Origin of the sequence: Nocardia sp. CA-129566 (assembly GCF_050956075.1) — a bacterium.
Taxonomy (GTDB): domain Bacteria; phylum Actinomycetota; class Actinomycetes; order Mycobacteriales; family Mycobacteriaceae; genus Nocardia.
This window is the reverse complement of record NZ_CP192085.1, coordinates 3,282,112-3,301,883: the sequence shown is the minus strand read 5'-3', so window position 1 is coordinate 3,301,883 and position 19,772 is coordinate 3,282,112. Positions and strand designations below refer to the sequence as shown.

The following is a 19,772-nucleotide window of genomic DNA, read 5'->3' as shown; positions in this document are numbered from 1 at the left end:
GGGGCGCACTAACCTGATTCTCGTGACCCGTGCCGAGCCCGCCGCCAGCAGCGCCGCCGAGGCCGCGCCGGGATCCGATTTCCGGCGTCGGCTGCTCGACGCGATGGCCGAGGCGGTGCGCGAGCGCAGTTATCGCGAGACGACCGTCGCCGATGTGGTCCGCAACGCGCGTACCTCCCGCCGCACCTTCTACGAGCATTTCGACAGCAAGCAGGACTGTTTCATCGCGCTGCTCGCCGAGCGCAATAGCGAGACGGTCCAGCAGATCTACGATGCGGTCGACGCCAGCGCGCCCTGGCGCACCCAGGTCCGGCAGGCCATCGAGGCCTGGATCGGCGCGTCGCAACAGGATCCGACGATCACCCTGGCCTGGATCCGCGACATCCCCGCCCTCGGCGAGGCCGCCCGGCAGGTTCAACACGACGCGGGCGAGGCTTTTATCAATCTCATCCAAAGCCTCACCGCCACACCGGGATTCGAGGCCCCCGGACTGCACCGGCCGACCCGTCAGATGGCCACCATCCTCTATGGCGGCTACCGCGAACTCATCGCATCCACCGTCGAGCAGGGACGGGATATCAGCGAGATCATCGACGTCGCCGTCGATACCGCCATCGCCCTCGTCGGCCCCCGCTACGAGCCGCCGCGCTAGCCCTTCACCGCGGTGAACTGGGCCAGCGCACCATTGCACACCAGTTCCACTTCCCGCAGCCCCGCCGCGGCGATCCAGCTCGACAGATCGGCGGCAGTGCCGGACGGACCGAATACCCCGATCGCCCGCATCACCCGCATATGCAGGTCGAAGCGCCGCCGGACACCGCGCACCACACAACTGCCGACCAGCCGTCCACCCGGCGCGAGCACCCGCGCGAGCGAGGCGACCGCGGCGGCCGGATCCGGCATGCAGTGCAGGCCGGCGAAGGTCACCACCAGGTCGAATTCATCGGTGGCGAAGGGCAGGTCGACCACATCCGCACGCACGTAGTCGATACCGGACACTGCGGCGCGCTCGGCCGCGCGGCGCGCCGCCGCCAGCTGGTCATCGGAAATGTCGGCCGCCACGTACCGGATCTTGTGCCCAGGTCGCAGACGGCGCAGTGTCACCCCGCCGCCGACCGGCAGATCCAGTAGCGCGGAGTCCCCCGGCAGCTCGTTGACAATGTCCATCGCCGCGTACATCCGGCGGGTGTCGCAGCCCCAGAGCACCTGTCCGGCGGGCCGGGCCAGCCCCGGATGATCCAGGACGAAGTCGTACACCGGCGCACCGAGGCTCCCCCATGTTCGGCTCTGCCACACTTCACGGACATCGGGCACAGTCGTCTCCTCATCGCGCGCTGGGAGTCCAGGCTAGGCCGACGCTCATCGACGCGCCAAGCGTTGCTGGACGCGATCGCCGCCGCTCGCACGGTCATACTGCGCCAGGCGTAGTGGTCCAGCGGCGCACATCGCCATGGAAATCCGGCGGGAACCGGCAGCTGACCTATCGCCGCCGTCCCGGTGGCACATCAGTGCGGCGAATACACAGCGGACCGATTCGCCAATTTCAGACAAAGACATATCGCATTGCAACTCTTGTTTGTTAACAACTTGGCGGAATTTATATCGATTTGCGCCTCTCCGCATTGCGATTCCATCGACTTATATATGCGATGTCAATCCTCGGCGTCAGAGCTTTTGGTCATTGGATTCGAGGCCGAAGGACCCTGCGCTGCACCGCGTTACAATCGGCGGTCTGTTGCATCGCAACGCTCTCGAGGGATTGATCAAGATCACCGCGCGCCCCCTTCCGAATTTGACGATAATTTCACGGTGCGGACATCGAAACCGGGGTATACATCCACGAACTATCCGGCTTAGACTGGCCGTGGTCGGGATAGAGGAAAGTTCAATGACCGTTCCGCCGACACAGCTCCATCCCGGGTGGGGACCGAGCGAAGATACCGAGCCGGACGTGTCAGCGATATCGCGTGTGCCGCTGTCGGCCGGGCAGCGGGGGTTGTGGCTGGCACAGAAATTGAGTCCGGATGTGCCGATTTCCGAGGCACAGTACATCGACTTGCGTGGAGATCTCGACGTCGAGTTGCTGCGCGAGGCCTCGATTCGAGCAGGCCGCGAGCTCCAGTCCGGATACCTGCGGCTGGTAGAGATCGACGGCGAGCCGTACCAGGTGTTCGACCCGTCGCTCGAGTCGTCGAGTCCGGTGATCGACGTGCGCGGCGAACCCGATCCCCTCGCGGCGGGCTTGGAGTGGATGCGTCGGGACTACACCAGGCCGCTCGACATGACGCGGGACCGGTTGTTCGGATCGGCGGTTGTGCAGGTCGGGGACCAGCATTACCTGCTGTACAGCCGAATCCACCACGTCGCCATGGACGGCTACGGCGGAATGATGACCATGAACCGCATCGCGGCGCTCTACACGGCGGCGGTGCAGGGCCGCACGGCAGAGCCGTACCGGGCGGCGGATGTGCGCGCCCTCTACGACGCCGACCGAAACTACCGGGAGTCGAAGCGGTTCACCGACGATCAGGAATATTGGCTGCAGAAGCTCGCCGACGCCGGGGACGAGTCCAGTCTGGTCGACGGGCACGCACCTGCGCGCGCGGACAGCAGGAACGCAACCGCCGAACTGTCGCCGACGATGGTGCGGCGGATCGAGCATGCCGCGGAAGCGTTGAACGCGAGCCCGGCCGCGGTGGTGATCGCCGCATTCGGCTGCTATCTGGCCCGCATGACCGGCCGAGACGACGTCATGGTCAACATTCCCGTATCGGGTCGCACGAATGCGGTACTGCGACGGTCCGGCGGGGTGTTCGTCAATGTCGCTCCGCTTGCGCTCACCCTCGATTCGGGCGACACCGTCGCGGCACTGACGCGGCGGGTGCAGTCCGATCTGGTGGGGGCGTTGCGGCACCAGCGGTACGGCCTGACCGACATTCGCACCGCCGCCGGATACAACGGCGGACAGCGGCGCTTCGCGGGCCCGGTGGTGAATGTCATGTTCTTCCACCAGGAATTCCGACTCGGATCGGTGGCCGGGGAGTTCCATATCCTCAGTTCGGGGCCGGTCGACGATCTGCTGATCGACCTGTATCAAACCGGGGAGCCGCCGCGGACGATCCTGCACTTCCTGGCCAATCCCAACCTCTATACCGACTCCGAACTCTCGGCGCACTGCACCAGATTCATGGAGTTCCTCGACGCGTTCGCGGCCGCGCCGGACACTGCGCTCGAGCAGGTGCACCCCGCAAGCGCCCGCGACGGCGCCCGGATCAAGCGCCGCCGTGCGAACCTGGCGTTCTGGCGGGCCACGCTCGCGAACCTGCCCGAGGAGTTGCGTCTGCCTTTCGACCGGCCGCGGTCTGCGGTACCGTCGAATGGAGGCGCCACCGCGAGTTATGCGTTGCGTGCCGATCTGGTTGCGGCATTGGAACGGTTTGCGCAGCAACATAATTCGTCGCTGTTCACGGCGATCCATGGCGCGTTGGCGGTCCTGCTCGCCCGATTGAGCGGCACCACCGACATTCCGATCGGCACACCGACCACCGGCCGCGCTGTGGCCGCGATCGACGGTGTCGCCGACGAGTTCGCCGACACCGTGGTGCTGCGGACCGAGATCGATCTCGATGAATCCCTCACGGACCTGCTCCATCGCGTCGAACAGGCCGATCTGGACGCCTTCCAGCATGCCGACATTCCGTTCGAACAGATGCTGGACGAACTCGTTGCGAAGCGGCGTCAGTCCCGGTATCCGCTGTTTCAGGTGATGTTGGCGCTGCCGAATCCGTCCGATCTCGAGTCGTCGGTGGTCGATCTGTCCGAAGCGGCGTCGCGCTTCGATCTGCGGTTCCTGGTGTCGGCCGACCATGACAGCGGTGATATGACCGTCGCGGTCACCTATGCCACCGACCTGTTCGACGCCGCGACAATCGATTCCCTTGCGCACCGATGGATTCGGATCCTGGAATCAATAACCACCGATCCAACCACTGCGGTCGCAGCGATCGACATCCTCGAACCCGCCGAACGAACCGACCTACTGACCCGCACCGGCGCACCTTCGACACCGCCCACCACACTGCCCCAACTGCTCACCGCAGCAGCCACATACGACCCCGACGCCACCGCGATCGTGTGCAACGGACAACAACTGAGCTACCAACAACTCGACAAACGCTCCAACCAACTGGCGCGACAGCTCATCCAACACGGCATCGGACCCGAAGACATTGTCGCCATCAGCATCCCACGATCAGCCGACTCGGTACTCGCGCTATGGGCCGTCGCAAAGTCGGGAGCCGCCTTCCTCCCGATCGACCCGACCTATCCGACCGAACGCATCACCCACATGATGACCGATTCCGAAGCGGCCATCGGCCTGACCGTGACAACGGTACGCCCACAATTACCCGACAACATGGACTGGCTGATACCGGACGGACTCGACACGTCCGGCGACCAGCCCAACACCGACGACAGTCGTCCGATCACCGACAGCGACCGGGTTCGTCCGCTGCGGATCGACGACATCGCCTACGTCATCTACACCTCCGGATCGACCGGACTACCCAAAGGTGTCGCGGTCACCCACCGCGGACTCGGCAACTGCGCCGCAGAACACCGGGTTGCCATGGGCGTCGAGCCCAGCTCTCGCGCGCTACATCTGGCATCACCCAGCTTCGATGTATCGGTACTCGAGTTGCTGATTCCGCTCGCGGCTGGCGCGACCATGGTCATCGCACCCAACGACATCTACGGCGGGGATGAACTCGCCGAACTACTCGACCGCGAACACATCAGCCACCTCCTCATCTCACCGTCGGTACTGTCCACCATCGATCACACCCGCTGGCCGCTACCGGATCTGAAGTATCTGATGGTCGGCGGCGAGGACTACGGCAGCGAGTTGGTCGAACGCTGGGGCGGCGACCGCGTCGTGCTCAACGAATACGGACCAACCGAAACCACCATCTCCGCGACCCTGAACGCCTCGCTGGCAGTGGGTGAGTTGGTCACGATCGGTAGGCCGATGCCCGGTGCCTCGACATGGGTGTTGGATCAACGGCTGCAACCGGTTCCGGTTGGGGTGGCCGGTGAGTTGTACATCGCAGGTGACCTCCTCGCCCGCGGATACCACCACCGAACAGCCACCACCGCCGAACGTTTCATAGCCTGCCCCTGGCTACCCGGCCAACGCATGTACCGCACCGGCGACATCGTCCGCTGGACCAACAACACCACCATCCAACACCTCGGCCGATCCGACTTCCAGGTCAAAATCCGCGGCCTCCGCATCGAACTCGGCGAAATCGACACCACACTCACCAACCACGAAACCGTCGCCTACGCCACCACCATCGGCCACCACAACGACACCGGAACCCAAACACTGATCTCCTACGTCGTCCCCACCCCAAACCACACCATCAACACCACAACCCTCACCGAATACCTCACCGACCACCTACCGTCCTACATGATCCCCGCCTCGATCACGGCCCTGGACCACATCCCACTCACACCAGTCGGCAAACTCGACCGAAAAGCACTACCCAAACCGGTATTCACCGACACCAAACCCTTCCGAGCACCCCACACACCAACCGAACACACGATCGCCCGAGCGTTCATCGACGTGTTGGGTATCGACACGATCGGTCTTGATGATTCGTTCTTCGCCCTGGGCGGCGACAGCTTGGTCGCGACCAGGGTCGCGGCGCGACTGGGGGCCGCATTCGATGCCGAGATCCCGGTGCGGCTGCTGTTCGAGGCGTCCACGGTCGCGGAACTCGCCACCCGCATCGATCGGCATGCCGGTACGGGACGACGTCGCCCACCGCTGGTCGCCGGGCCGCGGCCCGATCTTGTGCCGTTGGCGCCAGCCCAACAACGGATGTGGTTCTTCAACCAGTACGACACCGCATCGGGTGCGTACAACATGCCGATCGCTATCCGGCTGCGCGGCGCATTGAACGTCGACGCCCTGCACGCAGCGGTCCTCGACGTGCTGGGTAGGCACGAGTCATTGCGAACGCGGTATCCGGATCACGACGGAATGCTGATCCAGCTGATCGAGCCGGTCGAGAATGTGGACCGCGAACTGATCGTGGCGCCGGTCGCGCCGAGCCAGTTGGTTTCGACGGTAACCGAATTCGTCGCCGAAGGCTTCGATGTGACCACCCAGCCACCCGCACGTGCCCAGCTGTTCCGCATTGTCGGCGGCGAGCAGCCGGAATACGTCCTGGCCGTCGTGGTGCACCACATCGCCGCCGATGGCTTCTCCCTGACGCCGTTGGCCCGTGATGTGGCGACTGCCTATGCCGCACGGATCCACGGGGCGCCCCCGGCGTGGACACCGCTGCCGGTCCAGTACGCGGACTACGCACTGTGGCAACAGGCCACCCTCGGCGCGCCCGATGATCCGGAATCGCTGTCCGCCCAGCAGATCCGATACTGGACCGAGGCTCTAGACGGCGTTGCCGAGGAGCTTCGTCTGCCGTTCGACAGGCCGCGGCCGGTGGTGATGTCGAACCGCGGCGCCACTGTCAACTACTCGGTGCCTGCCGAATTGGTACGGGCATTGGAACAGTTTGCGCGCCAGCATAATTCGTCGCTGTTCATGGCGATCCATGGCGCGTTGGCGGTCCTGCTCGCCCGGTTGAGCGGTACCACCGACATTCCGATCGGCACACCGATCGCCGGGCGCGGTGTGGCCGCACTCGACGACATGATCGGCATGTTCGTCAATACCCTGGTGTTGCGGACCGAGATCGATCCCGCTGAATCGTTCACCGATCTGCTCGGCCGGATCAAACAAGCCGATCTGGACGCCTTCGAACACGCCGACGTTCCGTTCGAACAGGTGGTGGACAAGCTCGTTGTACAGCGCTCCCAGGCACGACACCCGCTGTTCCAGGTGATGCTGGCATTCCAGAACCTGGAACCGGTAACGCTGCGACTCCCCGATCTCGAGCTATCGGTGGTCGACCTGCCCAACGAGGTATCCCGGTTCGATCTGCAGTTCATCCTGTCGGAAAACCATGACAGCGGTGATATGACCGTCGCGGTCACCTATGCCACCGACCTGTTCGACGCCGCGACAATCGATTCCCTTGCGCACCGATGGATTCGGATCCTGGAATCAATAACCACCGATCCAACCACTGCGGTCGCAGCGATCGACATCCTCGAACCCGCCGAACGAACCGACCTACTGACCCGCACCGGCGCACCTTCGACACCGCCCACCACACTGCCCCAACTGCTCACCGCAGCAGCCACATACGACCCCGACGCCACCGCGATCGTGTGCAACGGACAACAACTGAGCTACCAACAACTCGACAAACGCTCCAACCAACTGGCGCGACAGCTCATCCAACACGGCATCGGACCCGAAGACATTGTCGCCATCAGCATCCCACGATCAGCCGACTCGGTACTCGCGCTATGGGCCGTCGCGAAATCAGGAGCCGCCTTCCTCCCGATCGACCCGACCTATCCGACCGAACGCATCACCCACATGATGACCGATTCCGAAGCGGCCATCGGCATTACGACCGCGTCGGTACACGAGCGACTACCCGATGACACCGATTGGTTGACATTCGACGACCTCGACGAGGCCGACAGCAGTCCGATCACCGACTGCGACCGGGTTCGTCCGCTGCGGATCGACGACATCGCCTACGTCATCTACACCTCCGGATCGACCGGACTACCCAAAGGTGTCGCGGTCACCCACCGCGGACTCGGCAACTGCGCCACCGCGAACCAAGATGTCATAGGCGTCGAACCCAACTCCCGCACACTGCATCTGGCTTCACCGAGCTTCGACGTATCAGTACTGGAAATGCTGTTACCCCTGCCCGCTGGCGCGACCATGGTCATCGCACCCAACGACATCTACGGCGGGGATGAACTCGCCGAACTACTCGACCGCGAACACATCAGCCACCTGCTCATCACTCCCTCGGCTCTGTCCACGATCGACGACACCCGCTGGCCACTACCGGATTTGGACAACCTGGTCGTCGGTGGTGAGAACTACGGCAGCGACTTGGTCGAACGCTGGGGCAGCGAGCGAAAGCTGTTGAACGACTACGGTCCAACCGAAACCACCGTCACCGCGACACGGACCCTCTTGACGGCCGGAGACCTGGTCACGATCGGCCGCCCGATCCGCGGGGTCTCGGCATGGATCCTCGACCAGCGACTGCAACCGGTTCCCGATGGTGTGGCCGGTGAGCTGTACATCGCAGGTGACCTCCTCGCCCGCGGATACCACCACCGAACAGCCACCACCGCCGAACGTTTCATAGCCTGCCCCTGGCTACCCGGCCAACGCATGTACCGCACCGGCGACATCGTCCGCTGGACCAACAACACCACCATCCAACACCTCGGCCGATCCGACTTCCAGGTCAAAATCCGCGGCCTCCGCATCGAACTCGGCGAAATCGACACCACACTCACCAACCACGAAACCGTCGCCTACGCCACCACCATCGGCCACCACAACGACACCGGAACCCAAACACTGATCTCCTACGTCGTCCCCACCCCAAACCACACCATCAACACCACAACCCTCACCGAATACCTCACCGACCACCTACCGTCCTACATGATCCCCGCCTCGATCACGGCCCTGGACCACATCCCACTCACACCAGTCGGCAAACTCGACCGAAAAGCACTACCCAAACCGGTATTCACCGACACCAAACCCTTCCGAGCACCGCAGACACCGATCGAACACATCATCGCTGGAGTCTTCGCCGACGTACTCGGCGCCGACACTGTCGGTCTCGATGATTCGTTCTTCGCCTTGGGCGGCGACAGCATCATGTCGATCCAGTTGGTGACTCGGGCCAGGGCAGCCGGTGTGGCGTTCTCCGCACGCGATGTGTTCGAACGGAAGACGGTCGCCGGGCTTGCCGAGGTCGCGGTCGATGGCAGCGCAGGCTCTGTGCTGTCGGAACTGCCCGGCGCGGGCGTAGGACCGGTACCGCTGACGCCGATCATGCGACGGCTGCTCGCACGGTCCGAGTCGGAGATCGGCCGCTTCTCACAGGCGATGATGCTGAATCTGCCGATGGGAATCGACCGGCAGCGGCTGGCCGACACCGTGCAGGCGGTCCTCGATCGGCACGACATGCTGCGCGCACGGCTGTGCCCGGACGACGACGGACGCTGGATGTGGGATGTGCTGCCGGTCGGCACGGTTCGCGCCGACGAGGTCATCCATCGGGTGCCGATGCAAGCCATGCCAGCGGACACCGAATTCCGGACGTTGGCGGCGGAAGAGTTGACTTCGGCTGCCGACCGGCTCGATCCGAACGCCGGGATCGTGCTGCAGGTGGTCTGGTTCGATCCGGTGCACACGGCGGAACCGGGCAAGGTCCTTGTGCTGGTGCATCATTCCGCGATCGATCGGGATTCCTGGCGAGTGCTGGTGCCCGACCTCGCGGTCGCGTGGGCGCGGATCGAATCCGGCGCGCCTCCCGATCTGGGTTCGGTCGGGACGTCGATGCGCAGATGGGCGCATGGCCTGGTCGAGGCGGCCCAACACCCGGAGCGGGTAGCCGAACTCGGGCTGTGGCGAGCGATGGCCGACGGGCCCGATCCGATGATCGGGTCGCGGCCACTGGATTCCGCGATCGACGTGGCCGCCACTGCTCGGACCGTCGAGATCGAACTCTCCCCTGAGGTGACCGACGCGGTATTGACCAAGGTGCCAGCGACATTCCACGGCGGGGTGAGCGATGGCCTGCTGGCCGCGCTGGCGGTGGCGGTGACGAAGTGGCGGCGCGACCGACAGCCGGAGACCGCCGAGCTCACCGATGTGCTGATCGATCTCGAAGGACACGGTAGGGAGGAAGGCGTCGTTCCGGGCGCGGATCTGACCCGGACGGTCGGCTGGTTCGCCACGAGTTTTCCTGTGCGTTTGGATCTGTCGGGCATCGATCTCGACGACGCATACGCGGGTGGGCCCGCTATGGGTGCAGCGGTCAAGTCGGTCAAGGAACAGCTTCTCGCCGTCCCGGATCACGGGATCGGCTATGGCTTGCTGCGGTACCTCAACGAGGACACCGGCCCGACACTCGGCGCGCTGCCGACGCCGCAGATCGCATTCAACTACATCGGCCGCGTCTCGACGAGGATTCCCGAAGGGATATCGGCGGTCGGCTGGCTGCCGGTGGACGGCGGCGACCTCGTCGGTGCGCAGAATTCGGATAAGCCGGTCGCGGCGGTGCTCGACATCAATGCCTATACCCGCGATGACGGCGAAGGACCGCAGTTGCGGGCCGTCTGGTCCTATCCCGACGGCGTGCTCACCGCCGATGAGGTGTCTGCGGTGGCGCAGTCGTGGTGCGGGGTGTTGACCGCGTTGGCGGCTCATGCCCGCCGTGGCGGGAGTGGGGGGCGGACGCCTTCGGATCTGGATCTGGTCCGGCTGGGGCAGGCCGAGATCGAGCGGCTCGAGGACAGGTATCCGACGTTGAGTGATGTGTGGCCGTTGACTCCGCTGCAGGAGGGGTTGCTGTTCCACGCGTTGCTGTCGGAGGAGTCGGTGGACGCCTACCTGACCCAGCTGGTGCTCGAGCTGCGTGGCCAGGTCGATGCGGAGCGGCTACGCCGAGCCGCACAGGTGGTGTTGGACCGTCATCCGAATCTGCGCACCGCTTTCGATGCCACCGGTGCCGGGCCGGTGCAGGTGGTTCAGGGGCAGGTCGAGGCGTGCTGGTCGCAGGTGGATCTGTCCGGGCTCGACGAGGACGCGCGTGAGCGTGAGTGGGAGGCGCTGCTGGCTGCGGATCGGGTGACCAGGTTCGATCCGGCTCGTGCGCCGTTGCTGCGTTGGATGTTGGTGAGCACTGGGCCGCAGCAGTTCCGGCTGGTGTTGACCAATCATCACCTGTTGCTCGATGGCTGGTCGACGCCGCTGCTGTTGAAGGAGTTGCTGGTGCTCTACGCCACCGACGGCGATGCCACGATCCTGCCCGAGGTCCGCCCGTATCGGGATTTCCTGGCCTGGATCGCGGGGCAGGATCTGCCTGCGGCGCTCGATGCGTGGGCTGCTGCGTTCGATGGTGCCGCCGAGCCGACTCTGGTGGCGCAGGCCGATCCGGGCCGCCGCTACACCGAATCCCGCGATGTGGTCGCCGATTTGACCGAGGAGCAGACCGCGGCGCTGACGAGCTTTGCCCGGGCCCGTGGGGTCACGCTCAACACGGTGATCCAGTTGGCGTGGGCGATTGTGTTGGGCTCGTTGACTTCCCAAGATGATGTGAGCTTCGGTGCCGCGGTGTCGGGGCGGTCCCCGCAGCTCGCGGGTATCGAATCGATGATCGGACTGTTCATCAACACGCTGCCGGTGCGGGTGCGTCTCGATGCCGCCGAAAGCCTGGGGCAGTTGCTCGACCGGATCCAGGCCGAACAGACCGCTCTGCTCGATCACCAGTTCGTCGGCCTCACCGAAATCGAGCGGGTAGCCGGGCCGGCAGCGGTGTTCGACACAATGACAGTGTTCGAGTCCTTCCCGATCGATCGTTTCGGGCTGACCGCCGACACCGATATCGCGGGCATGCGAGTCGTCGACGTCACAGGTGTGGACGGCGCACACTATCCGCTGGGCGTGGTCGCCCGGGTCGACACCCGACTGCACCTGACGATCAAGTACCTGCCGGAACTCTTCGACCACGACACGGTCACGGCGACCCTGCAGCGGGTCCTGCGCGTGCTCGGCATCATCGCCGCCGACCCGGATCGGCCGCTGGCCCGGCTCAACCTCCTCTCTCCCGCGGAATACCGTGAGTTGACACCGGTTTCGGGCTCCCCGGAAGTGCCGGGGCGGCTACTGCCGGAGCTGTTGGCGGCGACTGTGGAGCGGGATCCGGGAGCGGTCGCGGTGGTGTACGAGGATCGGCAGTGGAGCTACGGTGAGCTCGATGCGGAGTCGAATCGGTTGGCGCGGTTGCTGATCGATCAAGGGGTGGGGCCGGAGGCAAGTGTTGCGGTGGGGTTGGCGCGGTCGGTCGAGTCGGTGCTCGCGGTGTGGGCGGTGGCGAAGTCGGGGGCGGCATTCGTTCCGGTGGACCCGCAGTATCCGACCGGCCGTATCGAGCACATGCTCACCGATTCCGGTGTGAGGGTGGGGATCACGCTGTCGCAGTGGCGCGATCGATTCCCCGGATTCGTGCGCTGGCTGGTCCTCGACGAGGCCACGGCCCAAGCCGAAGTGGCGCAGGCATCGGCGGCACCAGTGACCGATGCGGAGCGAACGCGGCCGGTCCGGCTCGACCAGGCAGCGTACGTGATCTACACCTCCGGTTCGACGGGTGTGCCCAAAGGCGTGGTGGTGCCGCACCGAGGGTTGGCGGATCTGGTGGCCGAGCAGCGTTCGCGGTTCGACATCGAGCCCGGCGCGCGGGTGCTGCATGTCGCGTCGCCGAGTTTCGATGCGGCGGTCCTGGAACTGCTGTGGGCGTTCGCCTCCGGTGGGCGGCTGGTGATCGCGCCGCCGACCGTCTATGGCGGCAACGAGCTGGCACAGCTCCTATCGAACGAGCGCGTGACCCACGTCGCGATGACGCCGACGGCGTTGGCGACGGTCGACCCAGCCGGGCTGGAGAGCCTGGAGACCGTCGTGGTCGGCGGCGAAGCGCCGCCACCCGACCTGGTGTCGCGGTGGGCACCGGGCCGGAGATTGTTCAACACCTACGGTCCGGCGGAGGCGACGATCCAGACCGACGCCAGTGCGCCACTGGTGGCAGGTCAGCCGGTGACGGTCGGCGAACCGCTCTGCGGGGTGGGGCAGGTTGTGCTCGATGCCCGGTTGCGGCCGGTGCCCGTCGGAGTCGTGGGCGAGTTGTATCTCACGGGCCCGGGTCTGGCTCGTGGTTACCGCAACCGACTGAGCCTGACGGCGGCGCGGTTCGTCGCCGATCCGTTCGCCGAGCCCGGACAGCGCATGTATCGAACCGGTGACCTGGCACGGTGGCTGCGGCAACCGGAGGGGAATCTGGAACTGGACTATGTGGGTCGAGCCGACTTCCAGGTCAAGCTGCGCGGTTTCCGCATCGAACTCGGCGAGGTCGAATCGGGCCTGCTGGCCTGCGCCGGAGTCGCCCGCGCGGTCGCGACCGTACACAATGGCACCGCCACCGGTGATCGGTTGATCGGATACGTGGTGCCCGAGCCGGGCGTCGACCTCGACCCCGCCACGGTCCTCGCAGTCGCCGGACAGCGACTGGCCCCGCACATGGTGCCCGCGACCGTGATGGTGCTCGACACGCTGCCGGTGACACAAAGCGGCAAGCTCGACCGCGCCGCACTGCCCGAGCCGGACTTCACCGCGAGCCGAGCCGAATTCCGCGCGCCGGTGACCGATGTGGAGAAGACACTGGCCGGACTGTTCGCCGAGATATTGGGCATCGACACGGTCGGTCTCGATGATTCGTTCTTCGCCTTGGGTGGCGACAGCATCATGTCGATCCAGTTGGTCACCCGGGCCAGGGCAGCCGGTGTGGTGTTCTCCACGCGGGAGGTGTTCGAACGCAAGACCGTCGCTGGCTTGGCTCAGGTCGCGGTCGGGGACAGTGCGGCGGCGGTCGCCGTTCCGGCGGAGCTTCCCGGCGGCGGCGTGGGGCCGGTGGCGCTGACGCCGATCATGTGTTGGATGTTCGAACGCGGCGGGTTCGACCGGTTCTGTCAGTGGGTCACCCTCACCCTGCCCACCGGCATCGACCGGTCCGGAATCGAGGCCACCGTGCAAGCGGTGATCGATCATCACGACATGCTGCGCGCCCAACTCCATCCCGACCCCACACACGCGACCGGATGGGCGCTACAGGTGCGGCCGACCACAGTGAGCGCTACCGAAGTGGGAGCCACCGAGGTGAACGCCACCGAAGTGGGAGCCACCGAAGTGAACGCCACCGAAGTGAGCGCCGCCGGAGTAGGCGCCACCAAAGTCACCGCCACCAAAGTCACCGCCACCAAAGTGAACGCCACCGAAGTAAGCGCCACCAAAGTCACCGCCATCGAAGTGAGCGCCGTCGGAGTGGGAGCCACCGGAGTAGGCGCCACCAAAGTCACCGCCACCAAAGTCACCGCCACCAAAGTGAACGCCACCGAAGTAAGCGCCACCAAAGTCACCGCCATCGAAGTGAGCGCCGTCGGAGTGGGAGCCACCGGAGTAGGCGCCACCGAAGTGAACGCCACCGAAGTGGGAGCCACCGGAGTAGGCGCCACCGAAGTGAACGCCACCGAAGTGGGAGCCACCGGAGTAGGCGCCACCGAAGTGAACGCCACCGAAGTGGGAGCCACCGGAGTAGGCGCCACCGAAGTGAGCGCCACCGGAGTGGGAGCCACCGGAGTAGGCGCCACCGAAGTGAACGCCACCGGAGTGGGAGCCACCAGAGTAGGCGCCACCGAAGTGAACGCCACCGGAGTGGGAGCCACCAGAGTAGGCGCCACCGAAGTGAACGCGGCCGGAGTGAACGCGGCCGGAGTGAACGCGGCCGGAGTGAACGCGGCCGGAGTGAACGCGGCCGGTGTGAGTGCGGCGGGGCTGGTCCGGCGGGTGTCGGTGGCAGTGGAGCCGGACAGTGCCGATTTCGCGGTGATTGTTGATGCGGAGGCGAATGCGGCGGCCGAGCGCTTGGATCCCGCAGCCGGGGTGATGATGCAGTTGGTGTGGTTCGATTGGGCTGATCGGCCGGGTCGGCTGCTCGTTTTGGTACATCACCTGGTTGTGGATGGGGTGTCGTGGCGGATCCTGGTTCCCGACTTCGCTTCGGCGTGGGCCCAGATCGGTGCCGGGCAACCACCGCAGCTCGCGCCGGTGGGTACCTCGATGCGACGCTGGGCCCACGGCCTGAGCACCGCCGCCGAACACCTCGATGAGCTCGACTGGTGGCAATCCACCCTCGATACCGTCGACCCGATGATCGGTGCCCGCCCGCTCGACCCGGACGTGGACGTGCAGGCCAGTGTCGCCACCGTCGAGGTGACACTGCCGACCGTGGTGACCCGTGCGGTGCTGACCACACTGCCCCAAGCCTTCCGGGGCAGTGTCGATGATGCCCTGATCGCCGGGCTGGCGCTGGCACTGACCCGATGGCGTCACCGCCACGGCCACGACAGCACCGAAACACTGCTCACTCTCGAAAGCCACGGCCGTCACGACGCGGTGCTGCCGGGCGCGGACCTCACCCGCACGGTCGGCTGGTTCACCACCACCTACCCGGTGCGCCTGGACCTGTCCGGTATCGACATCGACGACGCGTTCACCACCGGTCCCGCCGCGGGAGCGCTGATCAAGTCGGTCAAGGAACAACTGCGCGAGGTCCCCAACCGGGGGATCGGCTACGGGCTGCTGCGCTACCTCAACCCCGACACCGCCGCGGTCCTGGGCGGGCTCCCCGAGCCGCAGGTCAGCTTCAACTACCTCGGTCGTTTCGACACCATCCCCGCGCAGATGCGCGAGATCGGATGGCTGCCCGCCGGCGGCGACAGCGACGGCGGCGGCATCCAGAACCCCGACGCCGCCGCCGCGGCCGTGCTCGCCATCAACGCGGCCACCACCGACACCCCCGACGGACCCACCCTGAGCGCCTCCTGGGACTACCCCACCGGCCTACTCACCGCCATCGAGGTCACCGAGATCGCCGAACTGTGGCGCGAGGCGGTCACCGCGCTGGCCACCCACGCCGCCCGACCCGGTGTCGGCGGGCTGACACCGTCGGATGTCGGCCTCGTCGACCTCGACCAGCCCGCCATCGACCGACTCGAGGCCCGGTACCCGGCGCTCGACGACATCTGGCCGCTGACACCGCTACAGGCCGGGCTGCTGTTCCACGCCCAACTCGCCACCGACGCCATCGACGCCTACATCGTGCAACTCACTATCGAACTCGGCGGGCGCGTCGACGCGGACCGACTGCACCGCGCCGCCCAAACCCTGCTCGCACGGCACCCGAACCTGCGCACCGCGTTCGTGCGCGACGGCGCCCGCGAACCGGTCCAGGTGATACCCCACACCGTCGATGTTCCGTTCACCGAGATCGACCTGACCGAGCACGACGACACCGCCGCCGCGCTCGAACAGATCACCACCGCCGACCGCCGATTCGACATGACCACAGCACCACTGCTGCGCCTGACCCTGATCGGCATCGCCCCCCAGCAGTACCGGCTGCTGTTGAGCATGCATCACATCCTCATCGACGGCTGGTCCACACCACTGCTGGTCCGGGAACTGCTGGTGCTCTACGCCACCGACAGCGACACCGCGGCACTGCCCTCGGTGCGTCCCTACCGCGACTACCTGATGTGGCTGAAGGCCCAGGATCAGGCCGCGGCCGAGGCCGCATGGACGCGGGCACTCGACGGCATCACCGCGCCGACACTGCTCGCTGCTGCCGACCGCGCCCGCCGCAACACCACCGCTCCGCGCGAGGTCCAAGTGCAGCTGAGCGAAACTCACACCGCGGCGCTGGTCACCGCGGCCCAGCAACAAGAAACCACGCTCAACACCGTCATCCAGGCGGCGTGGGCGCTCGTGCTCGCCAACGCGACCGCCCGCGAAGACGTGGTCTTCGGCACCACCGTCTCCGGACGTCCCCCACACATCTCCGGCATCGAATCGATGGTCGGGCTGTTCGTCAACACCGTGCCCGTCCGGGTCCGACTCGACCACCACGAAAGCCTCGCCCAACTATTGCGGCGGATCCAAACCGAACAGGTTGCCCTGCTCGACCATCACCACCTCGGACTCGCCCAAATCCAACAGCTGACCGGTCCCGGCGCGATGTTCGACACCGTGACCGTCTTCGAGTCCTACCCCGTCGACTCGGCCGGACTGTCCCAAGACACCGACATCGCCGGAATGCACGTCCTCGACGTCCAGGGACGAGACGCCGCGCACTACCCACTCGGCCTGATCGCCCACCACGACACACAATTGAAGTTGACCTTCAAATACCTGCCCGAACTCTTCGACCACCACCACATCGACGCCCTCGCCGACCGAGTGCTACGCGTGCTCCACACCATCGCCGCACACATCAACCTCCCCCTCACCCGACTGGAACTGCTCTCGCCCGTCGAACAGGCCACACTCGTACCCGTCCGCGGTCGACCCGGCACGGTCACGTCGCCGTTGCCGCAGGTGTTGGCGGACGCGGCCACGACAACGCCCGGCACGGAAGCACTGGTCTGCGACGGCGTAAGGATGTCGTATCGCGAACTCGACGAAGCCTCCAACCGGTGGGCACAGATATTCATCGCTAGGGGGATAGGACCGGAAGTGATCGTTGCTGTGGCGTTGCCGCGCTGCATCGACGCGATGATCGCCGTGTGGGCGGTCGCCAAGACCGGCGGCGCGTTCGTGCAAGTCGACCCCACCCATCCGCGCGACCGGGTCACCCGCATTCTCACCGATTCCGGTGCCGCCGTCGGGCTGACCCTCGATACCTACCGGGACCGGCTGCCGGACGGGCTCGAATGGCTCGCCCTCGACGATCCCACCTTCGTCGCGACGACGGCGGCGGCCGCCCCCACAGCGATCGACGATCACGAGCGCACGACCCCGCTGCGGCCGGAGCATCCGGCCTACCTGATCTACACCTCCGGTTCCACCGGGACCCCCAAGGGTGTCGTGGTCACTCATACCGGAATAGCGAACCTGGCCGCCGAAACACGGGAGCGGTACGGCCTCACCCCAGCTTCTCGGATGCTGGCCGTCGCCTCGCCGACCTTCGACGTCTCCATCCTCGAATGGCTCAGCGCGACCGCCGCTGGCGCCACCCTGGTCCTCGCACCCGCATCGGTATCCGTCGGCACCGAGCTGACCGAATTGATCACTGCCGAACACGTGACCCATGCCGCCATCACTCCCACCATGCTCGCCGCACTGCACCCCGACACCGTCGACACCCTCGAAACCCTGATCCTCGGCGGCGAGACGTGTCCACCCGATCTGGCAGCGCAATGGACGCCGGGCCGCACGGTGCTCAACAGCTACGGGGCTACCGAAACCACAGTCGTCAGCTGCGGCCATGCTCCTTTGACCACAACCACGGGCGGCCCGATGACCATCGGCGGGCCGACGCTCGGATTCACCGCCGTCGTACTCGACCGCAGATTGCGCCCCGTCCCGGTCGGAGTAGTCGGCGAACTGTACGTCGCCGGACCGGGCCTCGCCCGCGGCTACCACCGGCAGCCCGCGACCACCGCGGCCCGATTCGTCCCCGACCCCTACGGACCGCCCGGAACCCGCATGTATCGGACCGGCGACCTCGTCGCCTGGACCACCGAACGAACACTGCGATTCTCCGGTCGCAGTGACCTGCAGCTCAAGATCAACGGCCACCGCATCGAACCCGGCGACATCGAAGCCGCGCTGCGCGACCACCCCGACATCGACCAGGCCGCCGTCACGATCCACGCGCGGCCCAATGGCAGCGATCAACTCGTCGGCTACGTCGTGCCGGCTCCCGGCACCACGCCCGACACCGCGAGGCTGACCGCCCACCTGGCAGCGCGACTACCCACCCATATGATCCCCACCGCCATCCTCACCGTCGACCGGATACCGCTCACCCCCACCGGCAAAGTCGATTACAAAGCCCTGCCCACACCCGAGTGGCGACCTGCCCTGTTCCGGCCGCCGTCCACCGCACTCGAGGCCACCGTCTGCGACGCCTTTGCCGAGACCCTCGACATCGAGCAAGTCGGCCTCGACGACGGCTTCTTCACCCTCGGCGGCAACTCGCTCGCCGCGGCCACGCTGGTCGCGCGGCTGGCGGAGTCGACCGGTGTCAACGTGCCGGTTCAGTGGATCTTCACCGATCCGACACCCGAGTCGCTGGCCCACCGCATCGACGCCGGCCGCTATGGGCTCGATGAGCAGGACCTCGGCGACGCGGTGTCCGTCGTGCTCCCGCTGCGTGCCGCCGGAACCGAACCGCCGCTGTTCTGCGTCCACCCGGCCGTCGGATTGGCTTGGGGTTTCAGCGGACTCGTGCAGCACCTCGATCCCGACCGCCCCGTGTACGGGCTGCAATCCCCGGCATTCAGCGACGCCACCGCCGAATTCGAGACGCTCGACGAACTCGCCGCCCGCTACGTCCACGAGATCCGCACCATCCAGCCGCACGGCCCGTACCACCTGCTCGGCTACTCACTCGGCGGCACCATCGCCCACGCGATCGCGGCCCGACTCCGACGCGACGGCGAGTCCGTCGCCACCCTGGCCATGATGGACACCCGCGTCGTCACCGCCAGCACCGTCCGCGTTTCCACCCCGACGATCACGCAGATGCTTGCCGAGTTCGGCGGAATCGCGATGCCGACGGACACCGCCGATCTCACCGCCGAGGCCGCGGCCGAATTGCTGCACCAGCAAGGCGGACTCTTCAGCGCCGTCACCCCCGAGCATCTGGTGACCCTGCGCGACGACTACACCCGGCTCGTCGAGCTCACCCGGCATCATCGGCCGACGCGCTTCGACGGTGACCTGATCTACTTCCGCGCCGCCGCCCACACAGACGAAGGCTCCTCCCCGGCACTCGCCTGGAACGACCTCATCACCGGCCGGATCATCGAACACCCCATTGCGGTCCGGCACGAGCGGATGATCGAACCCGAGTCGCTGCGCGCGATCGGATTCGTCCTCACCGAGCACTTCCGCTCAGCCCACACAATCCCAACGGAGTCCCCACCCCCTTCAAGGACAAGCCGATCATGAACACCTGCCGCAT

Annotated in this window: 3 protein-coding genes; 2 read left to right on the top strand and 1 reads right to left on the bottom strand. The window is 66.1% G+C overall.

Annotated features, from left to right (window positions below):
- Positions 1–22 precede the first annotated feature (22 nt).
- On the top strand, positions 23–652 hold the full coding sequence (locus ACQP0C_RS14150; protein ID WP_433733374.1) for a TetR/AcrR family transcriptional regulator: 630 nt from the start codon (positions 23–25) through the stop codon (positions 650–652).
- Here the strand turns inward: ACQP0C_RS14150 and ACQP0C_RS14145 are convergent.
- The gene (locus ACQP0C_RS14145; protein WP_433733373.1) at positions 649–1,314 is read right to left on the bottom strand and encodes a class I SAM-dependent methyltransferase; all 666 of its coding nucleotides are present in this window, start codon (positions 1,312–1,314) and stop codon (positions 649–651) included. The genes ACQP0C_RS14150 and ACQP0C_RS14145 overlap by 4 nt on opposite strands.
- 637 nt (positions 1,315–1,951) lie before the next feature.
- Here ACQP0C_RS14145 and ACQP0C_RS14140 point away from each other — a divergent pair.
- Entirely contained in the window at positions 1,952–19,759 is a 17,808-nt protein-coding gene (locus tag ACQP0C_RS14140; protein WP_433733372.1) for an amino acid adenylation domain-containing protein, read from the top strand.
- The last annotated feature ends 13 nt before the right edge of the window (positions 19,760–19,772 follow it).